Raw genomic sequence first — 22,216 nt, forward strand, 5'->3', positions numbered from 1 at the left:
CTCAGACTGCCATTCAAATGCTTTTCTAAAAAATAAATAGAAGGAAAGGTGTATGTAAACAATTTCTCCTATTTTTACCCGAATAAAATATTGGAAAGCATGCAGTTTTGACCGGCTCATTCAATAGCATGAATCCATCACAATAATTATTTTCGCAAAAGCAGGCAATTACTGATTATAACCTATGATCGCAGCTTCACCTTCATCCAACCGAATCCTTTCCATAGATGTTTTGCGGGGATTTGACATGTTAATGATCATTTTTGCAGATCGTTTTTTCATGTCCCTACACCGCGGCGCCGATACGCCGCTAACCCAATTTCTGGCCAACCAGTTCGATCATCCGGAATGGTTTGGGTCTACTTTTTATGACATCATCATGCCACTTTTCCTGTTTGTGGTGGGGGCAGTGATCCCCTTTTCCCTGTCGCAGCGCATGCAAGACCAACATACCAAAGGGCAGCTTTACCGTAAATTGCTCAGGAGATTCGTAATCCTGTTTATCTTAGGCTGGATCGTACAGGGCAACCTGTTGGCGCTGGATGCAAGCCAGTTTAAGGTTTTCAGCAATACCCTGCAGGCCATTGCCGTAGGATATGTGTTTTCCTGCCTGGCCTTTATCCACCTGAGTAAAAACGGCAGGTACCTGCTGTTTGCTTTTTGCCTGATTGCCTATGCCTTGCTGCTCACTGTACCTCAGGTACCCGGGGTAGGAAGAAGCACGCTTTTGCCTGACCAGAATTTTGCCTTGTATGTGGACCGGCTGGTATTTGGGCCCTTTGACGATGGCTTGCAATACACCTGGTTGCTTTCCGGCCTGGGATTTACGGCTACTACCCTATCCGGATTGTTTGCCGGAGAATGGATCAAGTCAGACATGCCCCGCAAAAAAGTGGCAGGATACCTGGTAATAGCAGGTTTGATAGCTCTGAGTATAGGATTGATCTGGGGCATTTGGCACCCCATCGTGAAAAAAATATGGACCAGCTCCTTTGTATTAGCCTCCTCTGGTGTTTGCTACCTGTTGCTCGCCGCTTTCTACTGGATCATTGATATCAAGGGAAAGACAGGTTGGATCTTTCCGCTGAAAGTAATCGGTATGAATGCCATCACGGCCTATGTACTTTCCCATGTGATTGATTTTCCTGGTATAGCTGAGGATTTGCTTTTTGGCCTGGAACAATACGGCGAGGCCTGGTATCCGGTATGGACCAGCATTGGTGGCTTTGCCCTACTTTATACATTGCTCTGGTACATGTATAAAAAGAATACTTTCGTTAAGGTGTAGCCTTATTCGTTAACAAACTAGCCTATTCAAAAAATAAATACCAAAACCAATAGCAAAATTCAGTTGATCTGAGGTATTTTTACTCCTGTTTCCAATTATGACATCCAACACCCAGTGAAAAAACAGCGGAAACTCGATCATTGCCTGAATTGTGGCATACCTTTGCCGGAAAGGGAAAACTATTGCCCTGATTGCGGACAGGAAAACAAGGATCAGAAAGTTCCTGTGGGCGTTTTTATAGAGGAATTGCTCACCAGCCTTTTTAGCTTTGACAGTAGGTTCCTGCAGACCCTGACCGCCTTTTTTTTCCAACCGGGTAAGCTAACACAATCCTTTAATAAAGGTCAGCGCAAAAGATTCACCCACCCCATCAGGCTTTATCTGGTGTTTTCTTTGTTCTATTTCTTTATGATCGGCTTCCTGATCCCCAAAAACTTTTTTGACAGGGTCCTGAATACAGTACAACCTGATAATATGGCCGCATTACAGGAAAATTTCAATCAGGAGAGCGGAGAACCAGGGCTTGCTGATAGTGCCCGTATCCAAGAAGCCTTGAGAAAAGCAGATGAAATCCAGTCGGAATATTTTTTAAATGCACCTCCGGCAGACAGCAGTACCAACAGGCAAAATTATTCCTGGAAAGCACTCCGCTTTCTATCCATTGACCCGGAAGTGAGCACGGAAAAATTTGGGCAGGCATTGGACAGCAGTGCCTTTGCCTTTGATGTTGGACTTTCCCTGCAAAAAAAGCGGGACCTGGTGGCCCATTCCAATTTGTTCCTGATCCAGGTGGCCAAAAACCTGCCCCTGATGATGCTCCTTTTACTGCCTGTGTTTGCCTTTTTTATCCATCTCTTATATGCCAATCGGTTGGTCTTTTACATGGAAAACCTGATTCTTGGCTTTCACCTGCATGCCTTTGCCTATGCCCTTTATGGCATCGTAATTCTTTTAACTTTTCTTGGAGGAATACAAAGCGGCTGGCTAATCGTCGGGGCTTTTGTATGGGTAACAACTTACGCCTACCTCGCCCTTCTGAAAATATACCGGCAGCACTGGTTCAAAACCCTGATCAAATTCTGGATACTCGGGGCCCTTTACCTGACGGTGTTGCTTAGCGGGATGGCAGCAGAATTGTACCTTTCCTTGCTGCTTCTTTGATAGGAAATACACCTCCTTCCTGATTAGATGATTTAAGGGTATGAATCCTTCTGAATTATGAATAATCCATTTGACTTGAGCCCTGAAGGGGCGCGATAGCCAAGCGATGGGTGGAGCCCATCGTAAAAAAGTCGATGTGACTCTGAGCCCTGAAGGGGCGGAATATTTTTCATGTTTCCGGGAAGGACAAACCTATCTCGCCCCGTCAGGGCTGGGGTTCACATTATGGCTGATGACACAGGGCTTCACCCTGTGTTTTGGTATTTTGCCCCTTCAGGGCTTGGATTTGCATATTTGAGTATGATGAAGGTACAATTGATTAACCCTTAACAATTATCGTCTAATCCAATAACGCAGCTATTTGACACAGGGGCAGGTCACAGCGATCTATTCGGTATTTAGGATCAAAAAAACCAGCCAGTGCCATGGTTTCGTAGGCTTTTTCAGGATCATAGGCTACACCAGGTTGGTATTTTTTTAATCCTGCCGCAGCCCTTTCCTGATCCAGCTTTACTTTTGAATTTTCCCACTGCCGGTAAACTTTCTCCCCCCGGGCATAGGGCAGTACAAAATCCAATGAACGGGCTACAGAAGCACCTTTAGTTGTTTCCTTGTAGAAAAAGTCCTTTCCACGACCCCTTTCCAGCTCTAAAGTGATTAAAAATTGCAGCAGTGGCTTTAACCCGCTAACATGGTAACTGAGCGCATCCCGCTGACGGATGTCTGCACTACTTCCGTCAGAAAAAAGGGCATTTTCCACATAGTAAACAGCTTTTTCCTCTGCCCAGGAAACAAGCTTGTTATCGTCCAGCAACAAACCTATGGTCCCCACCAGGTTGATGCGCTTGGTTTCCCAATTGTTTAAAGGAACCCGGTCATTCCCGATTTCAGCCTTTGCCAATTTCCTTAACCATTCTTCCAAAATATTGTGCTGCCGGCTATTCAAATGGGGTTTCAAAAATGAATAGGCATACACTACCGGAAGCAATTTATTCTCGTTGATCGGGTTGCCGGTAGGTTCGAACGTTTCTGCCCAGCCAAGGCTAAAATCCATCATCTTTTTCAGGCTAAGAGCATCTCCAAAAAAGGCATGGTGCCAATAAAAAAGGGCTACCTTATCCATGTCTTCCAAATGGCGGACGGTTTCAATGCGGGAAGGGTTATTGTCCAGTAAGCCTTCGTAATGGATTTCAACGAGCGGATCAGATTTGTCATCCCTGATGTCCGCAACGGCCGCCTGCAATTCTCCCCTGAGGTTTTCAGGAATTTCATTAATCGTTAAACCTTTTAGTGCCGCAGGATGCACCAGGGTTCCAAAATCAGGATAGATAGCTCCTATCTGAAGCAAGGTAAAAGACAACAATACTGTCGAAATAAGTGTCATGATTTTCTGGGACAGGTATACCTAAGGATTTCACCAATCATGAATATAGGTTTTCTAAAATTTCAAATCAATTAATTCCGTAAAAAGGAATGTTATGGTGGATCTCAAAGAATTAATCAAACCGCTGCATAAAATCCTTTTTGTAAGCCAGAGGCGTCATGTTCATCTTTTCCTTAAATTGCCTGTTAAAGTTCGACAATGTATTGAAACCACATTCATAGCTGACCTCGCTGATGTTCAGGTTTTCCTTGTGCAACAGTTTGCAGGCATGACTGATTCTCACCTCTGATAAAAAATCCGAAAAGGATTTGTTCATTCTGGATTTGAAATACCTGGAAAACGAACTGCTGCTCATATTGATCAGACCGGCCACTTCCTCCAGTTTAATGGCTTGCTGAAAATGATCCATGACAAAAGCATACACCCTACTCATGCGGTCTTTCTCAGATTCCTTGTTGGCATTGACGTATCCAGCCTGTACGATGGGATTTACCTCGGTGGATCGGGCCATCAGCAATAAAATCCTTAGCAAGCCAATGATCTTTTCCAAACCTTTCTGATCCAAAAGATTGATCAGTAATGGCCTGATTTTTTCATTGGTCTCCCCCAATATCTCCAGGCCAAGAGATGCTTTACCCAACAAGCCTTGCAATTCCTCAAATTCTTCTTTTTGCAGCAGCTCCCTGCCGATAAAATTTTCAGGAAAATAGACTACAATACCATGGGTCATCAGCTGACTGTCTTTTTCAAAATATTCCTGATCGTTACGCCATAAGTGAGGCAGGTTAGGCCCTGAAAACACCAGGTCATGGGCCTTGAATGTACGCATGTCATCCCCAACAAATCGGGTTCCCCTGCCTTTCAATACCAGAAACAATTGATACTCCGGATGGAAGTGCCAGTTCTTATCAAAAAAGGGGGCTTTCAGTTCCTTGATTACAAAAGCATTTTGCTCAGGAATTCGGGATTTTTGGAAAGGTTTTTTCATCAGCTAGTTACTTTATGCGAAAAATCACGGTAAAAATACGTAAAAATGACAAAATACAGTCATAATTAGATAAAAAACAGTAAGAAATACACTTATAAATCACTCAAATTAGTACATTGAAACAATAAGGCAATAAGTACCCAAACAATAATAACAATGAAATACTTCGGGTTAATCACTGTAGCCATGCTCCTGATGATGGGATGTGGCGGCAACTCCTCTAAAATTGAACTTTCCGATGGACCCAGGAGGGCGGAAATCCTGTTCCTCGGCCATGAGAGTACCCACCACAATTCCGAAAAACTAATGCCTGGCCTGGCCAGACACCTTTTTCAGAAAGGCATCAACCTTACCTATACAGCGGACCCTGACGACCTGAATGCCGAAAAACTCAGGCTTTATGATGGCCTGATGATTTATGCCAATCACGATGAAATCACGGCGGATCAGGAAAAAGCTTTAAAAGCATATGTGGAAGGAGGCAAAGCCTTGATACCCATCCACAGTGCCTCCTTTTGTTTTCGCAACTCTGATTGGTTTGTGGAGACGGTGGGAGGACAATTTTCCTCTCATGGTACCGGAGATTTTACAGCCAGTATTACCGACTCCTCTCATCCGGTTATGGCAGGTATTTCCGAATTTGAGACCTGGGATGAAACTTATGTTCACAGCCAACTCAATGAGGACATGACGGTGCTGATGGAACGAGTAGAAGGAGACCACAGGGAGCCATACACCTGGGTAAGGGAGCAGGGCAAGGGCAGGATTTTCTATACCGCTTACGGGCATGACGAGCGAACCTGGAACCAGCCTGAATTTCTGAAGTTGGTTACCAATGGTGTATTGTGGGCCGTTGGGGAAGACGTAGCCCAACAAGTGGCTGATTATGACATTCCCCAACCGAAGTTTGAAGACGCTGAAATTCCAAATTACGAAAAACGAGACCCCGCGCCCAGGTACCAACTTCCCCTATCCCCTGAAGAATCCATGAAACTGGTTCAGGTACCGGTTGGGTTTGAATTGCAGTTATTTGCGGCTGAGCCTGATATCATTAATCCCATGGCCATGTGTTGGGATGATAAAGGGCGTTTGTATGTGATAGAAACCACCGATTATCCCAATGAGGTCAGACAGGAAGGTGGCAATGACAAAATAAAAATTCTGGAGGATACTGATGGAGACGGTAAAGCAGATAAAATCACAGTATTTGCCGAAGGCCTGAATATCCCCACCAGTATGGTTTATGTCAATGGCGGCATATTGATTTCAATGGCACCTGATTTTGTGTTTTTGAAAGATACGGACGGGGATGACAAGGCAGACCAGCGGGAGACCATCATTACGGGTTGGGGTAAAAGTGACACCCATGCAGGTCCTTCCAACTTGCGCTATGGATTTGATAACAAAATCTGGGGGGTATTGGGTTACTCCGGTTTCAGGGGTGAAATAGACAACAAACCCTTTTCCTTCAGCCAGGGCGTTTACCGCTTTGATCCGGATGGGACAGATTTTGAATTTCTTGGCAATACCAGCAACAATACCTGGGGACTGGGTTTTTCTGAGGAAAACAATGTGTTTATTTCCACAGCCAACGGACAGCACAGTGCCTACCTGGCCATGCCAGGCAAATATGTCAGACGGCCTGTTCATGGCGGGTCGGTCAATGCCGTTCATGGTATAGACTCCCATTATGACATGCCTCACCTCACGCCTTTTTTGAGGCAGGTAGACTGGCACGGGGGATATACAGCAGCTGCAGGACATCACTTCTATACAGCCAGAAACTTTCCCAAATCTTACTGGAACAGGGTAGCCTTTGTGGCAGAACCGACGGGTAGGGTCCTGCACAATGCCATCATTGAAAAAGATGGCTCAGGCTTCGTAGAAAAAAATGGTTTCAATATACTGGCCAGTTCCGATGAATGGTTTTCCCCGGTACATGCAGAAGTAGGACCTGATGGGGCTTTATGGATTGCGGATTGGTACAATTTTATTATACAGCACAATCCTACTCCAAAAGGATTTGAAAATGGAGAAGGAAATGCCTATATCAATCCACTCCGGGACAGGGAGCATGGCAGAATTTATAGAATGGTTTACAAGGGATCCGATGATTACCAAACCATGGACATTGATCCCTCCAGTAACAGTGACCTGATCAGCGGATTAAAAAGCGACAATATGTTTTGGCGGATGACGGCACAAAAACTGATCGTGGAAGCCCAAAACACCAGCATTAGCAATGAATTACTTAAATTGGTGGACAACCAGTCTGTAGATGAAATCGGATTGAATAGTCCTGCAGTACATGCCTTATGGGCCTTGCATGGAATCGGAGCACTGGATGGCAGCAATGATGCTGCAATACAGGTAGTCACCAAAGCTTTGGAACACCCTGCTGCGGGTGTTCGGAAAAATGCCCTGATGGTCTTGCCCAGAAATGAACAGGTACTTCAAGCCATCTTGGATGCCAATTTGCTGCATGACAGTGACCTGAATACCAGGAAAGCGGCCTTTCTGGCCCTTGCTGATATGCCCTCTTCCGATGCAGCCTCTAAATTGATCTTGGAAGCCAGTGACGAATCAGATAATGCTACAGACAGTTATCTTCCGCAAGCCATATTTGCTGCTGTCCTGAGCCATCCACAATCGTTCAATGAATTATCAGGAGAGATCCTTGAAGTAAACAAGCCCGATTCTCTGATGACCCTTGGAGAAAAAGTGACCAAAAGCCTGGTCGAAGAACAATACAGTCTGGACAGGCGGGCAGGAATACCCTATCCTCCGGAAATGGTCGGTAAAGAAATCCACATCCAAGCCACCATCAGCAAGGCAGATGATCCACTGGAAGGAGTTATCCTGGCTCAGGGTAATAAGGAGAATGGTTACAGTCTTTACATTCAAAACAACAGGATTTACTGGCTGGTCCAACAAGATGGAAAGGCATATCAGGCAGCTTCCAGAGGCACCCTTCCCGGGCAGCAGTTTGAATTAAAAGCCAGCTTGCTGGAAAGTGGAGACATGGTCCTTAGCATAGACGAAAGGCAGGTAGGTTCAGGAATGGCCCCCGGTTTGTTTTCCACCGCACTTAGCCCGGACAGGGTCCGGATAGGTCATGACAATATGGGTTCAGAGCAAGTCGGAACCTACCCCGACCGGTTTTATTTCAGGGGCAGAATGAACAGTCGTACCTCCCACCTGAAATTAAAGGTACCTGCAGAGGGCAATACCCAAAGCAGCCCGGAAATGACAGCGGAAGCTTCCAGCAATACTGCTGGAGCAGTGACCATCAAAATGGGAGTAATTCAACATGAAATGAAATTCGATAAACCTACCTTTACGGTAAAAGCAGGTCAGCAGGTAACCATCGATTTCGTCAATGATGATTTCATGCAGCACAACTTGTTGATAGGACAAGTAGGAAGTCTGGAAACCATAGGCAAGGCTGCTGATGAACTGGCCAGGGATCCTAATGGTATGGAAATGAATTTCGTTCCTAAAATCCCAGAGATTCTGGCAGCAACTCCGCTGGTCAATCCGGAAACCAGCGAGAGTCTGGTATTTACCGCTCCCACCGAACCGGGAGAATACCCTTACCTATGCACCGTTCCCGGACATTGGAGGATTATGAACGGCATCATGATTGTGGAATAATTTTTTTCACCAAACCCAAAACTATGGCATTAGATATTAAATTAGGAGTTACTACCTGGCTATGGACTTCTCCCTTTAGTTCGGAATCAGTAGCGCTTTTTCCAAAAATCAGGAAAATGGGCTACGATGCCGTGGAAATACCGGTGGAGGATCCATCCCTTATAGACACCGGTATAGTTAAACAGGCCCTGAAAGACAATGGGCTCCAACCGATTATTTGCGGTGCTTTTGGCCCCGGAAGGGACCTTACCCATGAGGATCCATCTTTCCACCAGACCAGTTTTGATTACATCCAACAATGTTTCAAGATCAGTGCAGAACTGGGAGCATCCTTTGTGGCCGGACCCATGTATTCTGCCGTGGGAAAGGCAAGACTGGTTTCTCCGGAACAAAAAAAAATAGAATGGGACAGGGCGGTCCGCAACCTTTACACGGTATGTCAGATGGCCAAAGCAGCCGGGCAGGAAATTGCCCTGGAAGCCCTGAACCGCTTTGAAACCGACCTCATCAATACCACAGAGGACCTGATGCGGTTAATCGCTGACATCAATCATCCCGCTGCAAAAGTATTGCTGGATGGTTTTCACATGAACATTGAAGAACCAGATATAGAAAAAGCCATCGCACAGGCTGGGGAAAAACTGATCCATGTGCAGGTATCTGAAAACTATCGTGGCACCCCCGGTACCGGACAAACAAGATGGGATGCCTATAAAAGAGGCTTGGAAAAACTAAATTATACCGGGACGGTCACCATAGAAAGTTTCACACCTGAAATTAAAGAGTTGGCCGGAGCCGTCTGTATCTGGCGGCCACTGGCAGAAAGCCAGGATGCCTTTGCTGCCGATGGCTACAAGTTTCTTAAATCCTGGGCCGCCTCCTGAAAAAACCAATTGCATAAACATAAATTATTTTTGACATGAGTGATAAAAAACTAAACGTGGCCATTATTGGACTGGGTTTTGGTGCGGAATTTATACCCATCTACCAAAAACATCCCTTGGCCAATATGTATGCCATTTGCCAAAGAAATGAAGAAAAGCTGAACGAAATCGGGGATGCCTTTGGCATAGAAAAGCGGTATACCGATTACGATGAATTGTTGAAGGACCCGGACATTGATGCCGTACATATCAATACCCCCATACAGGCCCATGCCGAGCAATCCCTGAAAGCCTTGAGAGCTGGAAAACACGTGGCTTGTACCGTACCCATGGCCACTACGGTAGAGGAATGCAGGCAGATCGTGGAAGAAACCGAAAGGTCGGGATTGACCTATATGATGATGGAAACCGTCATTTACAGCAGGGAGTTTCTTTTTGTCAAGGAAATGTATGAGAAGGGTGAAATGGGTAAACTGCAATTTCTGCGGGCCAGCCATCAGCAGGAAATGGCCGGATGGCCGGGATATTGGGAAGGCTTGCCTCCCATGCACTACGCCACGCATTGCGTAGGTCCGGTACTGGCATTGCCCAAAGGTCAGGCAGAATATGTTTCCTGTTTTGGCTCCGGAAGGATTGATGAAAACCTCATTGAAAAATACGGGTCTCCTTTTGCCATCGAAACCTGTCATATCAAATTGAAAGACTCGGATCTCTCCGCAGAGGTAACCCGATCTCTTTTCAACACTGCCAGGCAATACCGGGAAAGTTTTGATGCCTATGGTTCAGAAAAATCTTTTGAATGGACCCTGATCGAACATGAAGACAGTGTGGTGCATACAGGTGAAGAACCTGCCCGGGTAAAAATACCAGACTATGGACACCTTTTACCCGATGAAATAGCAGGTTTCACCCAGCAAGGGGTTTATGATTCTGATGAAAACCAGCACCTTTCTTTTATCCAGGGAGCAGGCCATGGTGGATCACACCCTCACCTGGTACATGAATTCCTCTCTGCTTTGAACGAGGGCAGGGCTCCCTATCCGGATGCCCGCCAATCTGCCAATATCACCTGTGTGGGCATACTGGCCCATGAATCAGCCATGAAAGGTGGTGAAATCATGAAGTTACCGGAATTTACTTTGAACCCTTAAAGTTTAATTCATCCTATCCAAAAGACCTGCCCATATAATTAAGCAGGTCTTTTTTTTATTGAAAATGGACAGTTTTATATTTTTCAGATAATGTTTTTCTGAAACCCTTTCCAGTATTCACTGGGGCTTGTACCCATTTCTTTTTTGAAGGCATTGAAAAAAGTGATCCTTGAATTGAATCCGGATTGTTCAGCCAATGCCTCCATGGTGAAATTATCCAGATATCCCTGATCAATGAGTTGTATGGCATGCCGGATGCGGAATTGGTTAAGGAATTCATTGAACCTTTTCCCAAATTCATTATTTATAACATGGGAAACCTGATTTTTTGGTATGCCCAGGCGTTTGGAAAAACCACTCAAATCCAGCCCTACTTCCAAATACACCTTATCCTCATCCAATAGATGTAGGATATTCTTTTTGATGGGGGATTCCAAGGCCTCCAAAGAAATGTCCTGATCGCTCATGGCTGGTATTTGGGTGACCTGGGGAACATTTTCGGTTGGTTGATTTTTTGGCAGGGGATTAAATAATTGTTTGGGTTTGAAGTTGATATACAAATTCAGCAAAAATAATCCTGCAAGCGACAACTTTCGGATTAAGGAATTAAAACCTATGGAAGTTGTAAATTGAAAGACGCTTAAAAATTCTGTAATTAAAAAAGAAAACTGAAAAAAGACCACCCAACCCATGAATACCATCACCATCAGAAGCCAATTAAAGGAGGCTTTTCTAAAAGCACCTTTAAAAATGCGGGGTTTCATATTGATGATCCAAAAGAGCAGGTAAATAAAGTACCCGGTTTGAAGCAAGATCCGAAGAACATAATGCCAGCGTATGGGAATCCAACCGCTGGCCACATAACTGATTTGATTGGGGTCAGCCACCACCAATTCCGCATAGCTCAGCTTTAAAGCTGATGACTCCAAAAAGTAGGGTGTCAAATCAAAGTAACCGATCAGTACCGGAAGAAAGTGGATCCAGTCACTTTTTTTCCAACCCCGGGTATTGAACAGGGAATTCCTGACATAAAAATAAAAAAAAGGAGCACACAAATACATCAAAGGATTGAATACCCGAAGCATGTTGGGCATGTCTAAAAGGTATCCGGCTTCTATCCACAGAAAATAGAGCAAAAGAAAAGTATTATAAAAGAAAACAGAAGCATCCAGAAAGGTATCATTGGAAAGGACAGAAATATCCTTCCCCATCAATATCAGGCTATTGAATACTCCTAGTGAAAGTAAAATAATGATAAAAAGAAGCTGTAATTCCATCTAAATGGGACAAAAATCAAGTCTTGTTATCAATTTTGCATAAAATTGATGAAGACCTCTGCCAAATACCATAAAAAAATCGGTATACAGAAGGTTTTACTTCAGAATTTTCAAATCGATACGGAAAATGGTTCAATCGGGAAAATTACGCTACCCAGAATCAAAATATTTACTTGGTCGGGATGATCACTACATAAGGGAATAGGCATCCCTTTAAGTTATGTATATCGATGCGGACCGCCTAAAGCTCGGCCATAACAGGGATTAATAAAATCAATAGTGACATTAACCGATTAACTACCTGTTTTATACTTATTCGGATCTTGATGCTGCAAGGAACTGGTATTTAATCTGCCAAAACCATACTTTAAACCCTCATCTCACCCAATACCAAATTTTTCCTGGGTAGGGGTTTAATGAACTGATCCAGGGAGAAGGCCCCCACCCTGAATGGCTTGTAATCAATGTTCCCCACCAATTTCCAGATCCGTTATCTGTTGTCATAAATGCATTATTGTAGATAGAACGCCAGGGCATTCTGGGTTGCACAGAATTTGAATTATCTAAAGAATAGGAATAGGTATCAAAAGGGATATCCCGGGTAATATCGGTTTGAGAATTATCCGTTTTCACAAAGGTATAGGGCTGATTGGCTGTAAAAATACCGCCCCATCTGTTTCTTGAGGTTGCTTCCATCATGTATTGAAATCCACTGGCACTCTTTTTTATGGCATCTGCCCAGGAGATGATGGAATAGTTGTTGGAAATGGAGGGAGAATTTGGATTGCGCAAAATGGCATTACTGAAGGTCCAGCCCGTATAACTTACATTACACATGATAAGGGTCCAGCCCCCACCATCCGTGGTCATATCCGCATAGATTTGGAAAGGAGCACCCGCATTGATGGAAGGTTGAATGATCCAATATAGGCCGTCTTCTGATTCCGGATAATCCAGTTTGATCTGATAAGCACTCGTGGAGGGGGATTCCTTGCTTAACCCGTCATTATAGCGAACTTGCTTTTTCTCTCCATAGGCAGTCAATCCCCTCGAACTTCCTGACCTGCCATGAGCATCGATAAATTGATTACCTGTATTGGTCACCCCCCCGTAATAACTGATGATCCAAATATTCTCTACCGTCAATGTGGTACTGACGGCTTTGCTATAAAAATCTCCGGCTGCTGCCTGGGTGGCCGTGATGGTGGTTTCTCCAGGGCCGATAATTTGAACGGTGGATCCTTCAATGGTGGCTACTGAAGGAGTGCTGCTGGAAAAGGAAAATCCACCTTCACTATCGCTGGATGGTGGAAAGATCTCAAAATTATCAATAAAAAAATTCTTTACAATAGGTTTAAATTCCCCAAATGATGGGCTTGTAGTCTGGGTCTTTGCCTCTAAACACAGGCAGATAATCATCCCTAACAGCATTAATATATTCCTCATAATCAATGAAAAAGATCCGTTTTTGTTCATGCATAGTAACAAATAAATAGGTTTGGATGGGATAAAACTCACCAAATCATCTGCGTTCCACCCTTGAAAAGGCTGTAGGTCAGCATAAATTCATGGGTGGTATTTGGTAATAAGTAAGAATCCGTCATGGGAATCTCGTAGATATAGCCCATCCGCATTTCTCCAAATACAAAACCCAGTTGAAAACTGTTGGCATAGGATACCCGATGGCCCGCTCCTACCCACATGCGGTCCATCAGCAAAACCTTAAAGTTAAACTCCACATTTTCCGGAAGATCTGCCTGCGTTCTCCACATCAGATTTGCCGCCAGGGCCAGGTTGTCTTTTACTTTGTTGCGGTATCCTCCCTGGAATATTCCCGATGGTACTTTTCCGTCCATAAATACATCGCCTCTGTTCAGTTTTCCTCCATTGACATGGTGCACAGCATAACTCAGATAATAATTTTTATGGGTCAGTGCCATGCCCAAATTGAAGTCCAATATCTCCATATGGGCAAAGCTACCCAGATAGCGGCCGACAGTGGGGTCTGAAGCCTGCTCTGTGTTCAGGTTATTGCCATCCAGCCTTACAGTATTGTAATTGATGCCTGCTCCCAGCCGAAGATTGGCTGTCTTGGTAAGCCTGATCCGGGAAGCATAACCCAAAATAAGCTCTGATTCCATGAAAGCACCAAAGGTATCGTGATGTAAACTCAGGCTCGTGGCGTTCTTACCCAATAAACCCGGATCTGTTTCCCCGGCTAGCTGACCAAAATCAAGTTCTGCAGATATAAAATAGGTCTTGGGTGCTCCCTCCCAGCCCATCCATTGATTCCTTACAAATCCCCGGATCATGGAGCCCTCATAGGCTGCCAAACCGGGATTGTAATACTGCTGCAAATGACTGAACTGGCTGACGTATTTTCTCGATTGGGGGAATACACTGGAAACCATCAACAGCAAAACGGAAAGGAGTAACAGTTGCTTTTTCATTTATTAAAAATAAAAGGTGTTTTATTTATATTGATATTTATTTTCTAAGCAGGTTCAAGATCCCTTTTCTGGATTCGCCTGACTCTCTTATTTCTATTACCCAGTAATAAGCTCCTATTGGCAAATCCCTTCCATTCCTTTTTCCATCCCAACCTATATCAGGGTTTTCTGTATAAAAGACCCTTACCCCGCCCCCATCAAAGACCTGAATCCTGGCTCCCTGATACAATCTTAAATCCCTGACATCCCAAAAATCGTTGATTCCATCACCGTTTGGTGTGAAAGTATTGGGGACCCTAATGTCTTCAAAAGGCATCCTTGTTCTGTTGATTTCAAAGAATTTATCCAGGGTATTGCCATCCCTGTCCGTCACTCTCACGATAATGTTAAAGCTGGTCCTTCCTTCGGCCCTTTCCTCACTATTCCAATACAGCATATTATCCCTGATCTCAAATAACCCGTTGTCATACCCTTCATTATAGAGCATGATTTCATGGATGTCATCTATCGGGTCCAGGATTTCAAATCTCCCTACAGGCAGGATAGACTCATTTGAACTACCGTTAAAACTGTCGCTATCCAGCAAAATATCAAGCGGGGCAGGCTTAGGTAGTATTTCAACCGCAATGTTTGCTGACAAATTGTACACATTCAATACGCCCCTGGGATAATTGATTTCACCTGCTATTTGATAAATCCCCTTTTTGTAAATATTAAGATCAGCTTTATCCCAACTTACAGCTGCATCCACGATAAGGCCTGATCCTAGTATCGCACTAATAGAATTTGTCAGGAATTGATCCATTTCGGTATAACCCCAGGGGACCTGCATTGTTGATGCATATAAAAGGACAACCAAGGACCTGTCCCGGATGTAATCTGCTACACCATCTCCGTTTGAATCAAGGAAACTCAGTGGGTTCAATGGGGCTGAATTTTGGATCAATTCAATATAATCAGGTACCCCATCGCCATCTGTGTCCAAATAAGCCAGGGGATCATCATAATCAGAACCCTGCTGTATTTCCAGGATATCAGGTACCCCATCTTCGTCAGCATCAGACAAGCTTGACTTTACGGTAAAAGACGAGGCGGACGGCCCGAATTCAGTAAAATCCTCCAGGCTGGCCATTTCTCCGGAAAGGGTTTGATCTTTCAAAAAAAGCCATTGGGAGTCCATTTTGTTGGCCAGTGCTTTTGGATAAAAAGCGGCCGGTTCAGCCTCTTTTTCCCAGGCAAAGGCAAGGCTGGCGCTTTCAGCCCCGGATTTTTCAGTGGCTTGAATCTTCCAGATATAGGGTAAAGCATCGGCTTCGGAATGGGCTTCCATTCCGACAATAAAAGTTGTGTTTGCGCCGGTGTTCCTGATGGTTAAATTGGTCTTGCCGTCAATGCCAACCGCTATTTTTGCTATTTCACCTTTGGACAAAAGCCTGGTGATTATTTTGGCATCTTTACTGGTAATGTTGATATAATCAGACTTTGTCAAAGTGATATTTTCAGGATTGATCAGGCGGCTGTTATCCTTAAGGTGTATAGAAGGGGTAGAAAAAATCACTCCCTCGCCTCTTAAACTAAGTTGTGCCTCTCCCACCAACGTCAGGCTTTGAGAAAAGAGAGCCGCTGAAATGGAGAAAAAAATAAAAATACCCAGAATATGTTTGAAGTAATTTTTCATATTTTATAATTCAATACTGTTTTGCCAAATGAAACGCAATCTGTTTTCGTTCTGTTGATACGGTTTAATCGAACCATGAACTAAACTTGCCAGTGTTTAGATCTATGGTAGTATTACATCATCCTCAATTATTCAAACCGGTTTTTATCCTGATTGAAATTGGCCTGGACTTCTTCCAATCCAAGCGTTCTGGTATAAATTTTGAATAGTGACATGTTACCTTTGAAAAATCTGCTTGTACCATTCCAGGAACCAATCGTAAAATCCTGATGAAGAATACTGGGGGAAGCCAAACCAGTTGATGCCTCGTTTGTCATCACCCCATTGACATAAAATTTTACTGATTGATTTGCTTTGGAATAAACCACTACCAAATGATACCACTGATTAGGCGTAAAAGTATAAGTAGAAAATACATTTGCAGCCCCATTTATGTCCATGTTCAGCATATTTCCTTCAAATTGCATGTGGACCATACCTACTGACCAGTCGTTATGATTCATAATTCCCGAAAAATCGGCCGTAAAGGAGGTTGGATAAATCCAGGTTTCAATACTCAAAAAATCTGTTTGAGGAAAACCCTCCTCTAATGCTACAAAGTTATTATTACCATTGAAAACGAAACTGCTGGCATTATTTGATGCATAGTTAAAATTGTTCTTAAGCTGTCCGTTAATAAAATTAGCACTTAAGTCATACCAGGTATTATCCAGCCTGTTGTAGCTGCTTTTGGCTTCAGCATCTAACCAAAGCACCAAGTCGGGATCATTTGAAAAGGGGGATTTGACGGCTATTGATTTTCCACTGGAGCTCATCCCTGTCTGCTCACTTAGTTTCCCGTTTGCATTCACAAAGTTTATTTTAGAAGATGTCCTTTCACCAAAATTGGTAAGGATGGCTTCAGTCGCATTTACTCTTAATGCTGCAGAAATAAAGCCCTGATCAAATCCATCTGCAGCCATTTGTGTTGCCGTGATTGTCGCTGTACCAATCCCTACTATGGTGACCAAATTCCCGCTAATCGTAGCAACACCCGGGTTATTACTGCTGTATGAAAAACTACCGGTACTGTTGGATTTTGGCATTTTTAATTCAAAAGTCCCATCAAAAAACAACCTGTTGATATCGCCAAAACTACTGATCTCAGGCAAAGGGTCCAGGTACAATAAAACTGTCTCTGAAGGATCATCACTCAAGGTATTGCCATCAATTTGGGTTTGGGTATTACTTGTGGTATAAGTTGCCTGAGAACTGGAACTGATCGGATCTACCTCAGTCACTACCGTTAGAATGTGTTCTTCCCCATTATACATGGTCCCAATATTCCAGTTAAAATTCTGACCAGAACCCGACCAGGTACCAAAGGACGGAGTTGCACTGCTGATGGTCAAACCATCGGGTATAAGGTTATTGACGACCAGATCAGTTAAAGTTCCTTCCCCAATATATTTGGCCTTGATGGTAAAGGTGATACTATCACCCGGTTTCCCCGAAACGGCATCAGCCACATTACTCAATACGATCTCCGGATTACAGTTTACCACAATTTGTGGAGCTGATTCATAAATACAAGGTCCCATGCTGACTTCTACACTATAGCTACCAGGTAATGCAGGGGTAAATGTATTGGCCGTTTCTCCGGGAATTAAGACCCCTTCACTGAACCATGCATAACTGGAAAAACCTTCAGTGGCCTGTAAAATAGTACCCGGTAAACATCCGTCTCCAACTAACTGAACGACCAGGTTGGGCACATTGTCCAATCCGGAATAGTATCCCGCAACGCCAATCAGACCGGAAACCCCTACATAACCAACAGCGATCGGTCCGGATGCTTGTACCTTTACATTTCCTGTAAGTCCTTCTGCATAAATGGTTTTCCATTGGTCGGTTCCAATCACATTCCTTACAGTGTAGTCAGCAGCAGTTTTGACAGTAGATTCATAAGAAATGATAATTTCATCATCCGGAATCGCCGTGGAAGCGGTTATCGTTACCCCACCGGAAATTAGTGTTCCCGCCAAATTATTGATTAATGGAACATTGTCAATAGTGGTAAACATCAAACAATTGACAGGAGAAATAAAATTAAGACCTCCGGTAGCGATTTGCGTATCCCCTGACATGACCTGGTAGGCGTAAATGTCCTTATTAGAGGTCACGAACATGTTACCTCCGGCTGATCCTACAGAATAGTAAGCTGCTGGGATTTTAGTATAATCGCCGGCATTTAAAGTAGTGAAAGGTGTGGACGCTCCATTTACATAAATGTCAGTTCCATTTTGAGTAGCAATAATTAAAGGAAACTCCTGGATATCCAGCCCTCTTCCCCTGACAAATACATATTCTTTGCCGATGATATTTTCAGGTGAAGGTTGGTCGATTCCTGCATCCCAACCGCCAACAGATACATCGTCTATACCCCTTAATAATAAGGAACCATTACTGATGGCAATTTTTTTATTGGAAGTAATACTTGCCCCAAGCCATCCGTCTCTATGAACAGCCGTTCCATTCGCCTTGGCTTCAAAAACAAAGGACTGACCGGCATCAAGGGTGATTTGTTTGGTGTCATCTGTCATGCCAAACCCACTACCTTGCACCCGAAAAGCTACCCCTGGATCATAGCCAAAGACATTTACCACTGTTCCATCCTCTGTCGCCATAATTCCAAGTGTTGCATTTACACCGGCATCATTGGTGGAATATCCCAATGGCAAACCGCCCCACTTGAAAGAAGTACCTAAAGCTTGCCTGCCCTTTGAGGTTAGGGAGGTTCCCTGGGCATTATTTTTACCTCTGTAATTGGCATAAAACTTTTGCCCGGCCACCGACTGCAAACGCAAACCGGAATTGCTAAGCACTATCCCTGTATTGGCATCAGCTACTAATGTGATATCATTATCTCCATTGGGCAAGGTATATAGACCTGGATTTGTATTGGATATTGTCACAGTGGCATAAGGTGTACTACTGGTACCTCTGAAAATCTGTATATCAAAAGGTGTGGTTTCCGCTGTGGAAAGATATAAAGCCTGATTGATGATCGCCACTTGATTGGTAGCCTGCTTCAAAGGTGGCAGGTAATGCAAATCACTCAACTGCGCCTGAACCTGCAAGGAGGTAAAAGCAAAAATGGATAAGAGAAGACATAGTAAATTTTGTTTCATTGCTTAGTAGTAAAAGTCCATTTGGATTCTATCACCTGCGGCAAGTGTGTAAGAACCATTATTGGCTGGATTATAAGTCAGTGCAGTTCCGACTACCGAATAAGCCGTATTGCTGATCCGAATACCATTGACGTACATTTTTACTTTACTGTTGACAGATGGTGTCTGCGCTAAGGTAAAACTTGTCTGAGAGGCCGTAGCCGTAAATTCATCGGCAACTTCCATAACGCTAGGGGCTGAAGATGTGGTAACCCAGGTCAAAGATCCTGTTCCTGTAGTAGATAATACTTGACCAGTTGTTCCATGTGTTTTGGGATAGGTAACTTCACCCGCAGTAAGGGTTCCGCTTGTTTTTACGTCGGTTATAGCCGCATTTCCTAGTTGGATGCTATTGCTAGAAGATACCACTGCTTGGTATCCTATTGCTGATGCATTACTTATTGTACTCGTTGATGTATTTGATTCTGAGCCTAATAATGTATTGTTATCTCCTTCTACTAAATTGTTTCCAGCATTTTTCCCAATTGCAACATTACTATTTCCCCATTCATTATTTACATCTTTTAAATTGTACAAAGCCCTAAAACCAATACCTATATTATCAGAGCCTCTTAAATCATTGAAAAGAGCTTCATTTCCAATGGCAATTGCATTTACACCATATTGGTGTTTATCTAAGGCATTGATGCCTATGGCTAAACCTGATAAATTGTATCCGCTTCTCGGAAATCCAATTGTCATTGTTGCTTTGTTACCCCAACTTTCATTTTCAAATAAAATTCTTCGCCTAAAGGTTTTGTTTCCAGTTATAAATTGATTTGATGTTAAATCCACAAAATTATCACTTGATGCTATCGAAGGAGTAAGCCAGGTGGCAAGGCCTGCACCGTCTGTGGTCAGCACCTGACCAGTGGTTCCATCGGTATTGGGAAGCGTTATTGCACCAGTTTTTATTGTGCCAGTTGTACTCAAATTTTGATCGCCAAAATCCGGGGTTATTTTAGTTCCTTCAATTGCGGCAGTAGTGCTTACATCTGCATTTATTATTGTTCCATCTAATATCTTTTCAGTGGTTACATTGGCATCCGCAATTTTGGCAGTGGTTACTACATCGTCATGAAGATCTGCCGTCATGATCGTTTCGTCTGCTATCATATTGCTTGTTACCTTGCTTTCCCCTATGCTACTTAGGCCTGTACTATTCAGGGTAACATCACCAGTGATGCTTACTTCAGCTGCTTCGCCTTCCGAGTTTCCAAGGTATACTTTTCCTTCATCAAGGGTATTGATCGCCAAAAGTCCTGCATGCACAAAGGCCGTCGTCGCTATCTGTGTTGAACTGCTGCCTTCAAGCGCAGTGGGAGCAGTTGGTGTTCCTGTAAAAGTTGGTGAAGCCAATGGAGCCTTTGTAGAAATATCAGTAGCATTGGTATTGACCTGGGCATCCAGTTTCTCGTCTGCATCCTGAAGAGAATTTGCAGTTTTAAGGAAATTTGATTCTGTATTTGCAGTATAGCTTCCATCTGTTCCCAGTCCGGCACCGGTCTGGGTGGCATCCAGTTCGGTCTGAATACTTTCTGAACCGGTAGTTAGATCCGAAACCTTCCCGTCAACATAATTTTTGGTAGCTGCATCCTGTCCCTGGGTTGGGTCAGCCACCGCTGTCAGTTTATATTCACCCAGCGAAACGTCAGCTACTGCTGAACCGAATCCGCTCAATGGAATATTTGCCTTGTCCAGTTTGGCATCGGTCACGTTCGCATCGGCAATTTTTTCCGTTGTCACATTGGCGTCAAGGATTTTGACGGTGGTTACATTGTCATCCGCAATCTTAGCCGTTGTTACCGCATCGTTATGAATATCTGCCGTCATGATCGTTTCGTCGGCAATCATGGTGCTTACCACCCTGCTTTCGCCGATAGTACTTACGCCTGTGTTGCTGAGGGTGATGTCACCACTTAGGGTAACTTCAGCAGCCTGATTTTCTATATTTCCAAGGTACACACTTCCGGATTCAAGGGAGTTGATCGTTGAAAGTCCTGCATCCACATAAGCTGTGGTCGCTATCTGTGAAGAATTGGTTCCTATTGCTGCTGTTGGTGCTATGGGTATACCTGTCAACGTGGGTGAATCTGATAAGACAACACTTCCGGTTCCTGTTATAGGATTGGAAACCAAACCGTTTGAACCATCCGTAAATACAGGGAGGGAAGGTGTCAATGATTGAACGATTACGCCATCTACCCCAAGCGTACCTCCAATAGTCGCATTATTCGTAACTGTTACACTAATCAGCGTAGCCGCACCAGTTATTTCTAAACTGCCAAGTGTCGTAGGACCGGTCACTCCTAAAGCGCCACTTACTGTTACCTGACCAAATGTATTGTTTGAACTGGTTAAATTTAATGCAGAAACGGAAGTTCCACTGACTGTATTTCCGCTTAAAGCAGTAGCAGATACATTATTAGCATTCAGGGTATTGGCAGTCACAGTACCGTTCAGCGTTGCTGAATTTGCCCTCACTACATCACCTGTGCCTGTAGTAGGAATCTCGGCTGCTATATTTTCTGAATTACCGACATAAACTCTATCCGTTTGAAGAGAATTGATTTCCAATAATCCCGTGTCCACATAATTTTTAGTAGCTGCATCCTGGGCCAGGGTAGGATCGGCCACCCCTGTCAGTTTATTTTCGCCAAGAGCAACATCTGCTCCTGCCGCACCAAATCCGCTCAAAGGAATATTTTCCTTGTCGAGTTTGGCATCAGTTACATTCGCATCGGCAATCATGTTTGTTACTACCTTATCCTCTCCAATGGTACTTACTCCGGAATTGTCAAGGGTTACATCTCCGGTGATGGCTACTTCTGTGGCTTCGTTGCCTGCATTTCCAAGGTAAACTTTTCCTGTTTCAAGGGTGTTGATGGTCGCTATTGCCAGGGTATTTTCCAATTCAGCAGCATTGGCCCGGATCGTTTCCGCTTCCAGGTCCTCGGCCAGTTGCATTTCGGCAGCAGTGGCACGGTCTATCTCTTCCGAAAGGGCCTCACTGCCGGCAGCAGCGGAAGCATTCACAAAGGTTTTGACGGCCAGCTCGGTCGGGAATTTTGTGTTCGTCTCATCCGACAATA

General features: G+C 44.0%; 13 protein-coding genes. 5 read left to right on the forward strand and 8 right to left on the reverse strand.

What is annotated here, in order from left to right:
- Window positions 1–184: 184 nt before the first annotated feature.
- Together GL182_RS10810 and GL182_RS10815 are read left to right on the forward strand one after the other, a co-directional pair.
- Entirely contained in the window at window positions 185–1,288 is a 1,104-nt protein-coding gene (locus GL182_RS10810) for an acyltransferase family protein (RefSeq protein ID WP_163379657.1), read from the forward strand.
- Between the two features lie 114 nt (window positions 1,289–1,402).
- The gene (locus GL182_RS10815) at window positions 1,403–2,449 is read left to right on the forward strand and encodes a DUF3667 domain-containing protein (RefSeq protein ID WP_163379658.1); all 1,047 of its coding nucleotides are present in this window, start codon (window positions 1,403–1,405) and stop codon (window positions 2,447–2,449) included.
- Between the two features lie 340 nt (window positions 2,450–2,789).
- On the opposite strand, the gene GL182_RS10820 is transcribed toward GL182_RS10815, so the two are convergent.
- Window positions 2,790–3,833 carry an alginate lyase family protein gene (locus GL182_RS10820; protein WP_163379659.1) on the reverse strand — a complete coding sequence of 348 codons (1,044 nt, stop codon included), beginning with the start codon at window positions 3,831–3,833 and terminating at the stop codon, window positions 2,790–2,792.
- A 112-nt stretch (window positions 3,834–3,945) separates the two neighbouring features.
- The gene (locus GL182_RS10825; RefSeq protein WP_163379660.1) at window positions 3,946–4,821 is read right to left on the reverse strand and encodes an AraC family transcriptional regulator; all 876 of its coding nucleotides are present in this window, start codon (window positions 4,819–4,821) and stop codon (window positions 3,946–3,948) included.
- A gap of 156 nt (window positions 4,822–4,977) precedes the next feature.
- On the opposite strand from GL182_RS10825, the gene GL182_RS10830 reads away from it, so the two are divergent.
- Genes GL182_RS10830 through GL182_RS10840 form a run of 3 tightly spaced genes read left to right on the forward strand, consistent with a single transcriptional unit; the run spans window position 4,978 to window position 10,510 of the window.
- Window positions 4,978–8,475: a PVC-type heme-binding CxxCH protein gene (locus GL182_RS10830; RefSeq protein WP_163379661.1), complete on the forward strand. Its 3,498-nt coding sequence runs from the start codon at window positions 4,978–4,980 to the stop codon at window positions 8,473–8,475.
- A gap of 23 nt (window positions 8,476–8,498) precedes the next feature.
- Entirely contained in the window at window positions 8,499–9,359 is an 861-nt protein-coding gene (locus GL182_RS10835) for a sugar phosphate isomerase/epimerase family protein (protein WP_163379662.1), read from the forward strand.
- 35 nt (window positions 9,360–9,394) lie between these two features.
- Window positions 9,395–10,510: a Gfo/Idh/MocA family protein gene (locus GL182_RS10840; protein WP_163379663.1), complete on the forward strand. Its 1,116-nt coding sequence runs from the start codon at window positions 9,395–9,397 to the stop codon at window positions 10,508–10,510.
- 83 nt (window positions 10,511–10,593) lie between these two features.
- Here GL182_RS10840 and GL182_RS10845 read toward each other — a convergent pair whose 3' ends face one another.
- The 6 genes from GL182_RS10845 to GL182_RS10870 form a co-directional block, all read right to left on the reverse strand.
- A complete protein-coding gene (locus tag GL182_RS10845; protein WP_163379664.1) occupies window positions 10,594–11,787 on the reverse strand; it encodes a helix-turn-helix domain-containing protein in 1,194 nt (397 codons plus the stop codon).
- A 375-nt stretch (window positions 11,788–12,162) separates the two neighbouring features.
- Window positions 12,163–13,233: a fibrinogen-like YCDxxxxGGGW domain-containing protein gene (locus GL182_RS10850; protein WP_163379665.1), complete on the reverse strand. Its 1,071-nt coding sequence runs from the start codon at window positions 13,231–13,233 to the stop codon at window positions 12,163–12,165.
- Window positions 13,234–13,301: 68 nt separating this feature from the next.
- Window positions 13,302–14,237 carry a PorP/SprF family type IX secretion system membrane protein gene (locus GL182_RS10855; RefSeq protein WP_163379666.1) on the reverse strand — a complete coding sequence of 312 codons (936 nt, stop codon included), beginning with the start codon at window positions 14,235–14,237 and terminating at the stop codon, window positions 13,302–13,304.
- A 37-nt stretch (window positions 14,238–14,274) separates the two neighbouring features.
- Window positions 14,275–15,915: a gliding motility-associated C-terminal domain-containing protein gene (locus GL182_RS10860; protein ID WP_163379667.1), complete on the reverse strand. Its 1,641-nt coding sequence runs from the start codon at window positions 15,913–15,915 to the stop codon at window positions 14,275–14,277.
- Between the two features lie 128 nt (window positions 15,916–16,043).
- Window positions 16,044–19,085, reverse strand: a complete 3,042-nt coding sequence (locus tag GL182_RS10865; protein WP_163379668.1) for a LamG-like jellyroll fold domain-containing protein — start codon at window positions 19,083–19,085, stop codon at window positions 16,044–16,046.
- 3 nt (window positions 19,086–19,088) lie between these two features.
- The coding region (locus GL182_RS10870; RefSeq protein WP_163379669.1) for a hypothetical protein at window positions 19,089–22,216 on the reverse strand (3,128 nt) is incomplete at its 5' end.

This window comes from Cyclobacterium sp. SYSU L10401 (assembly GCF_010993705.1).
Lineage (GTDB): Bacteria > Bacteroidota > Bacteroidia > Cytophagales > Cyclobacteriaceae > Cyclobacterium.

Excerpts from the sequence above, each read along its gene's own strand:
- GL182_RS10850 (WP_163379665.1), bottom strand. The coding sequence starts at position 13,233 with ATGAGGAATATATTAATGCTGTTAGGGATGATTATCTGCCTGTGTTTA.
- GL182_RS10840 (WP_163379663.1), top strand. The coding sequence starts at position 9,395 with ATGAGTGATAAAAAACTAAACGTGGCCATTATTGGACTGGGTTTTGGT.
- GL182_RS10820 (WP_163379659.1), bottom strand. The coding sequence starts at position 3,833 with ATGACACTTATTTCGACAGTATTGTTGTCTTTTACCTTGCTTCAGATA.
- GL182_RS10830 (WP_163379661.1), top strand. The coding sequence starts at position 4,978 with ATGAAATACTTCGGGTTAATCACTGTAGCCATGCTCCTGATGATGGGA.
- GL182_RS10810 (WP_163379657.1), top strand. The coding sequence starts at position 185 with ATGATCGCAGCTTCACCTTCATCCAACCGAATCCTTTCCATAGATGTT.
- GL182_RS10825 (WP_163379660.1), bottom strand. The coding sequence starts at position 4,821 with ATGAAAAAACCTTTCCAAAAATCCCGAATTCCTGAGCAAAATGCTTTT.
- GL182_RS10835 (WP_163379662.1), top strand. The coding sequence starts at position 8,499 with ATGGCATTAGATATTAAATTAGGAGTTACTACCTGGCTATGGACTTCT.
- GL182_RS10855 (WP_163379666.1), bottom strand. The coding sequence starts at position 14,237 with ATGAAAAAGCAACTGTTACTCCTTTCCGTTTTGCTGTTGATGGTTTCC.
- GL182_RS10865 (WP_163379668.1), bottom strand. The coding sequence starts at position 19,085 with ATGAAACAAAATTTACTATGTCTTCTCTTATCCATTTTTGCTTTTACC.
- GL182_RS10860 (WP_163379667.1), bottom strand. The coding sequence starts at position 15,915 with ATGAAAAATTACTTCAAACATATTCTGGGTATTTTTATTTTTTTCTCC.
- GL182_RS10845 (WP_163379664.1), bottom strand. The coding sequence starts at position 11,787 with ATGGAATTACAGCTTCTTTTTATCATTATTTTACTTTCACTAGGAGTA.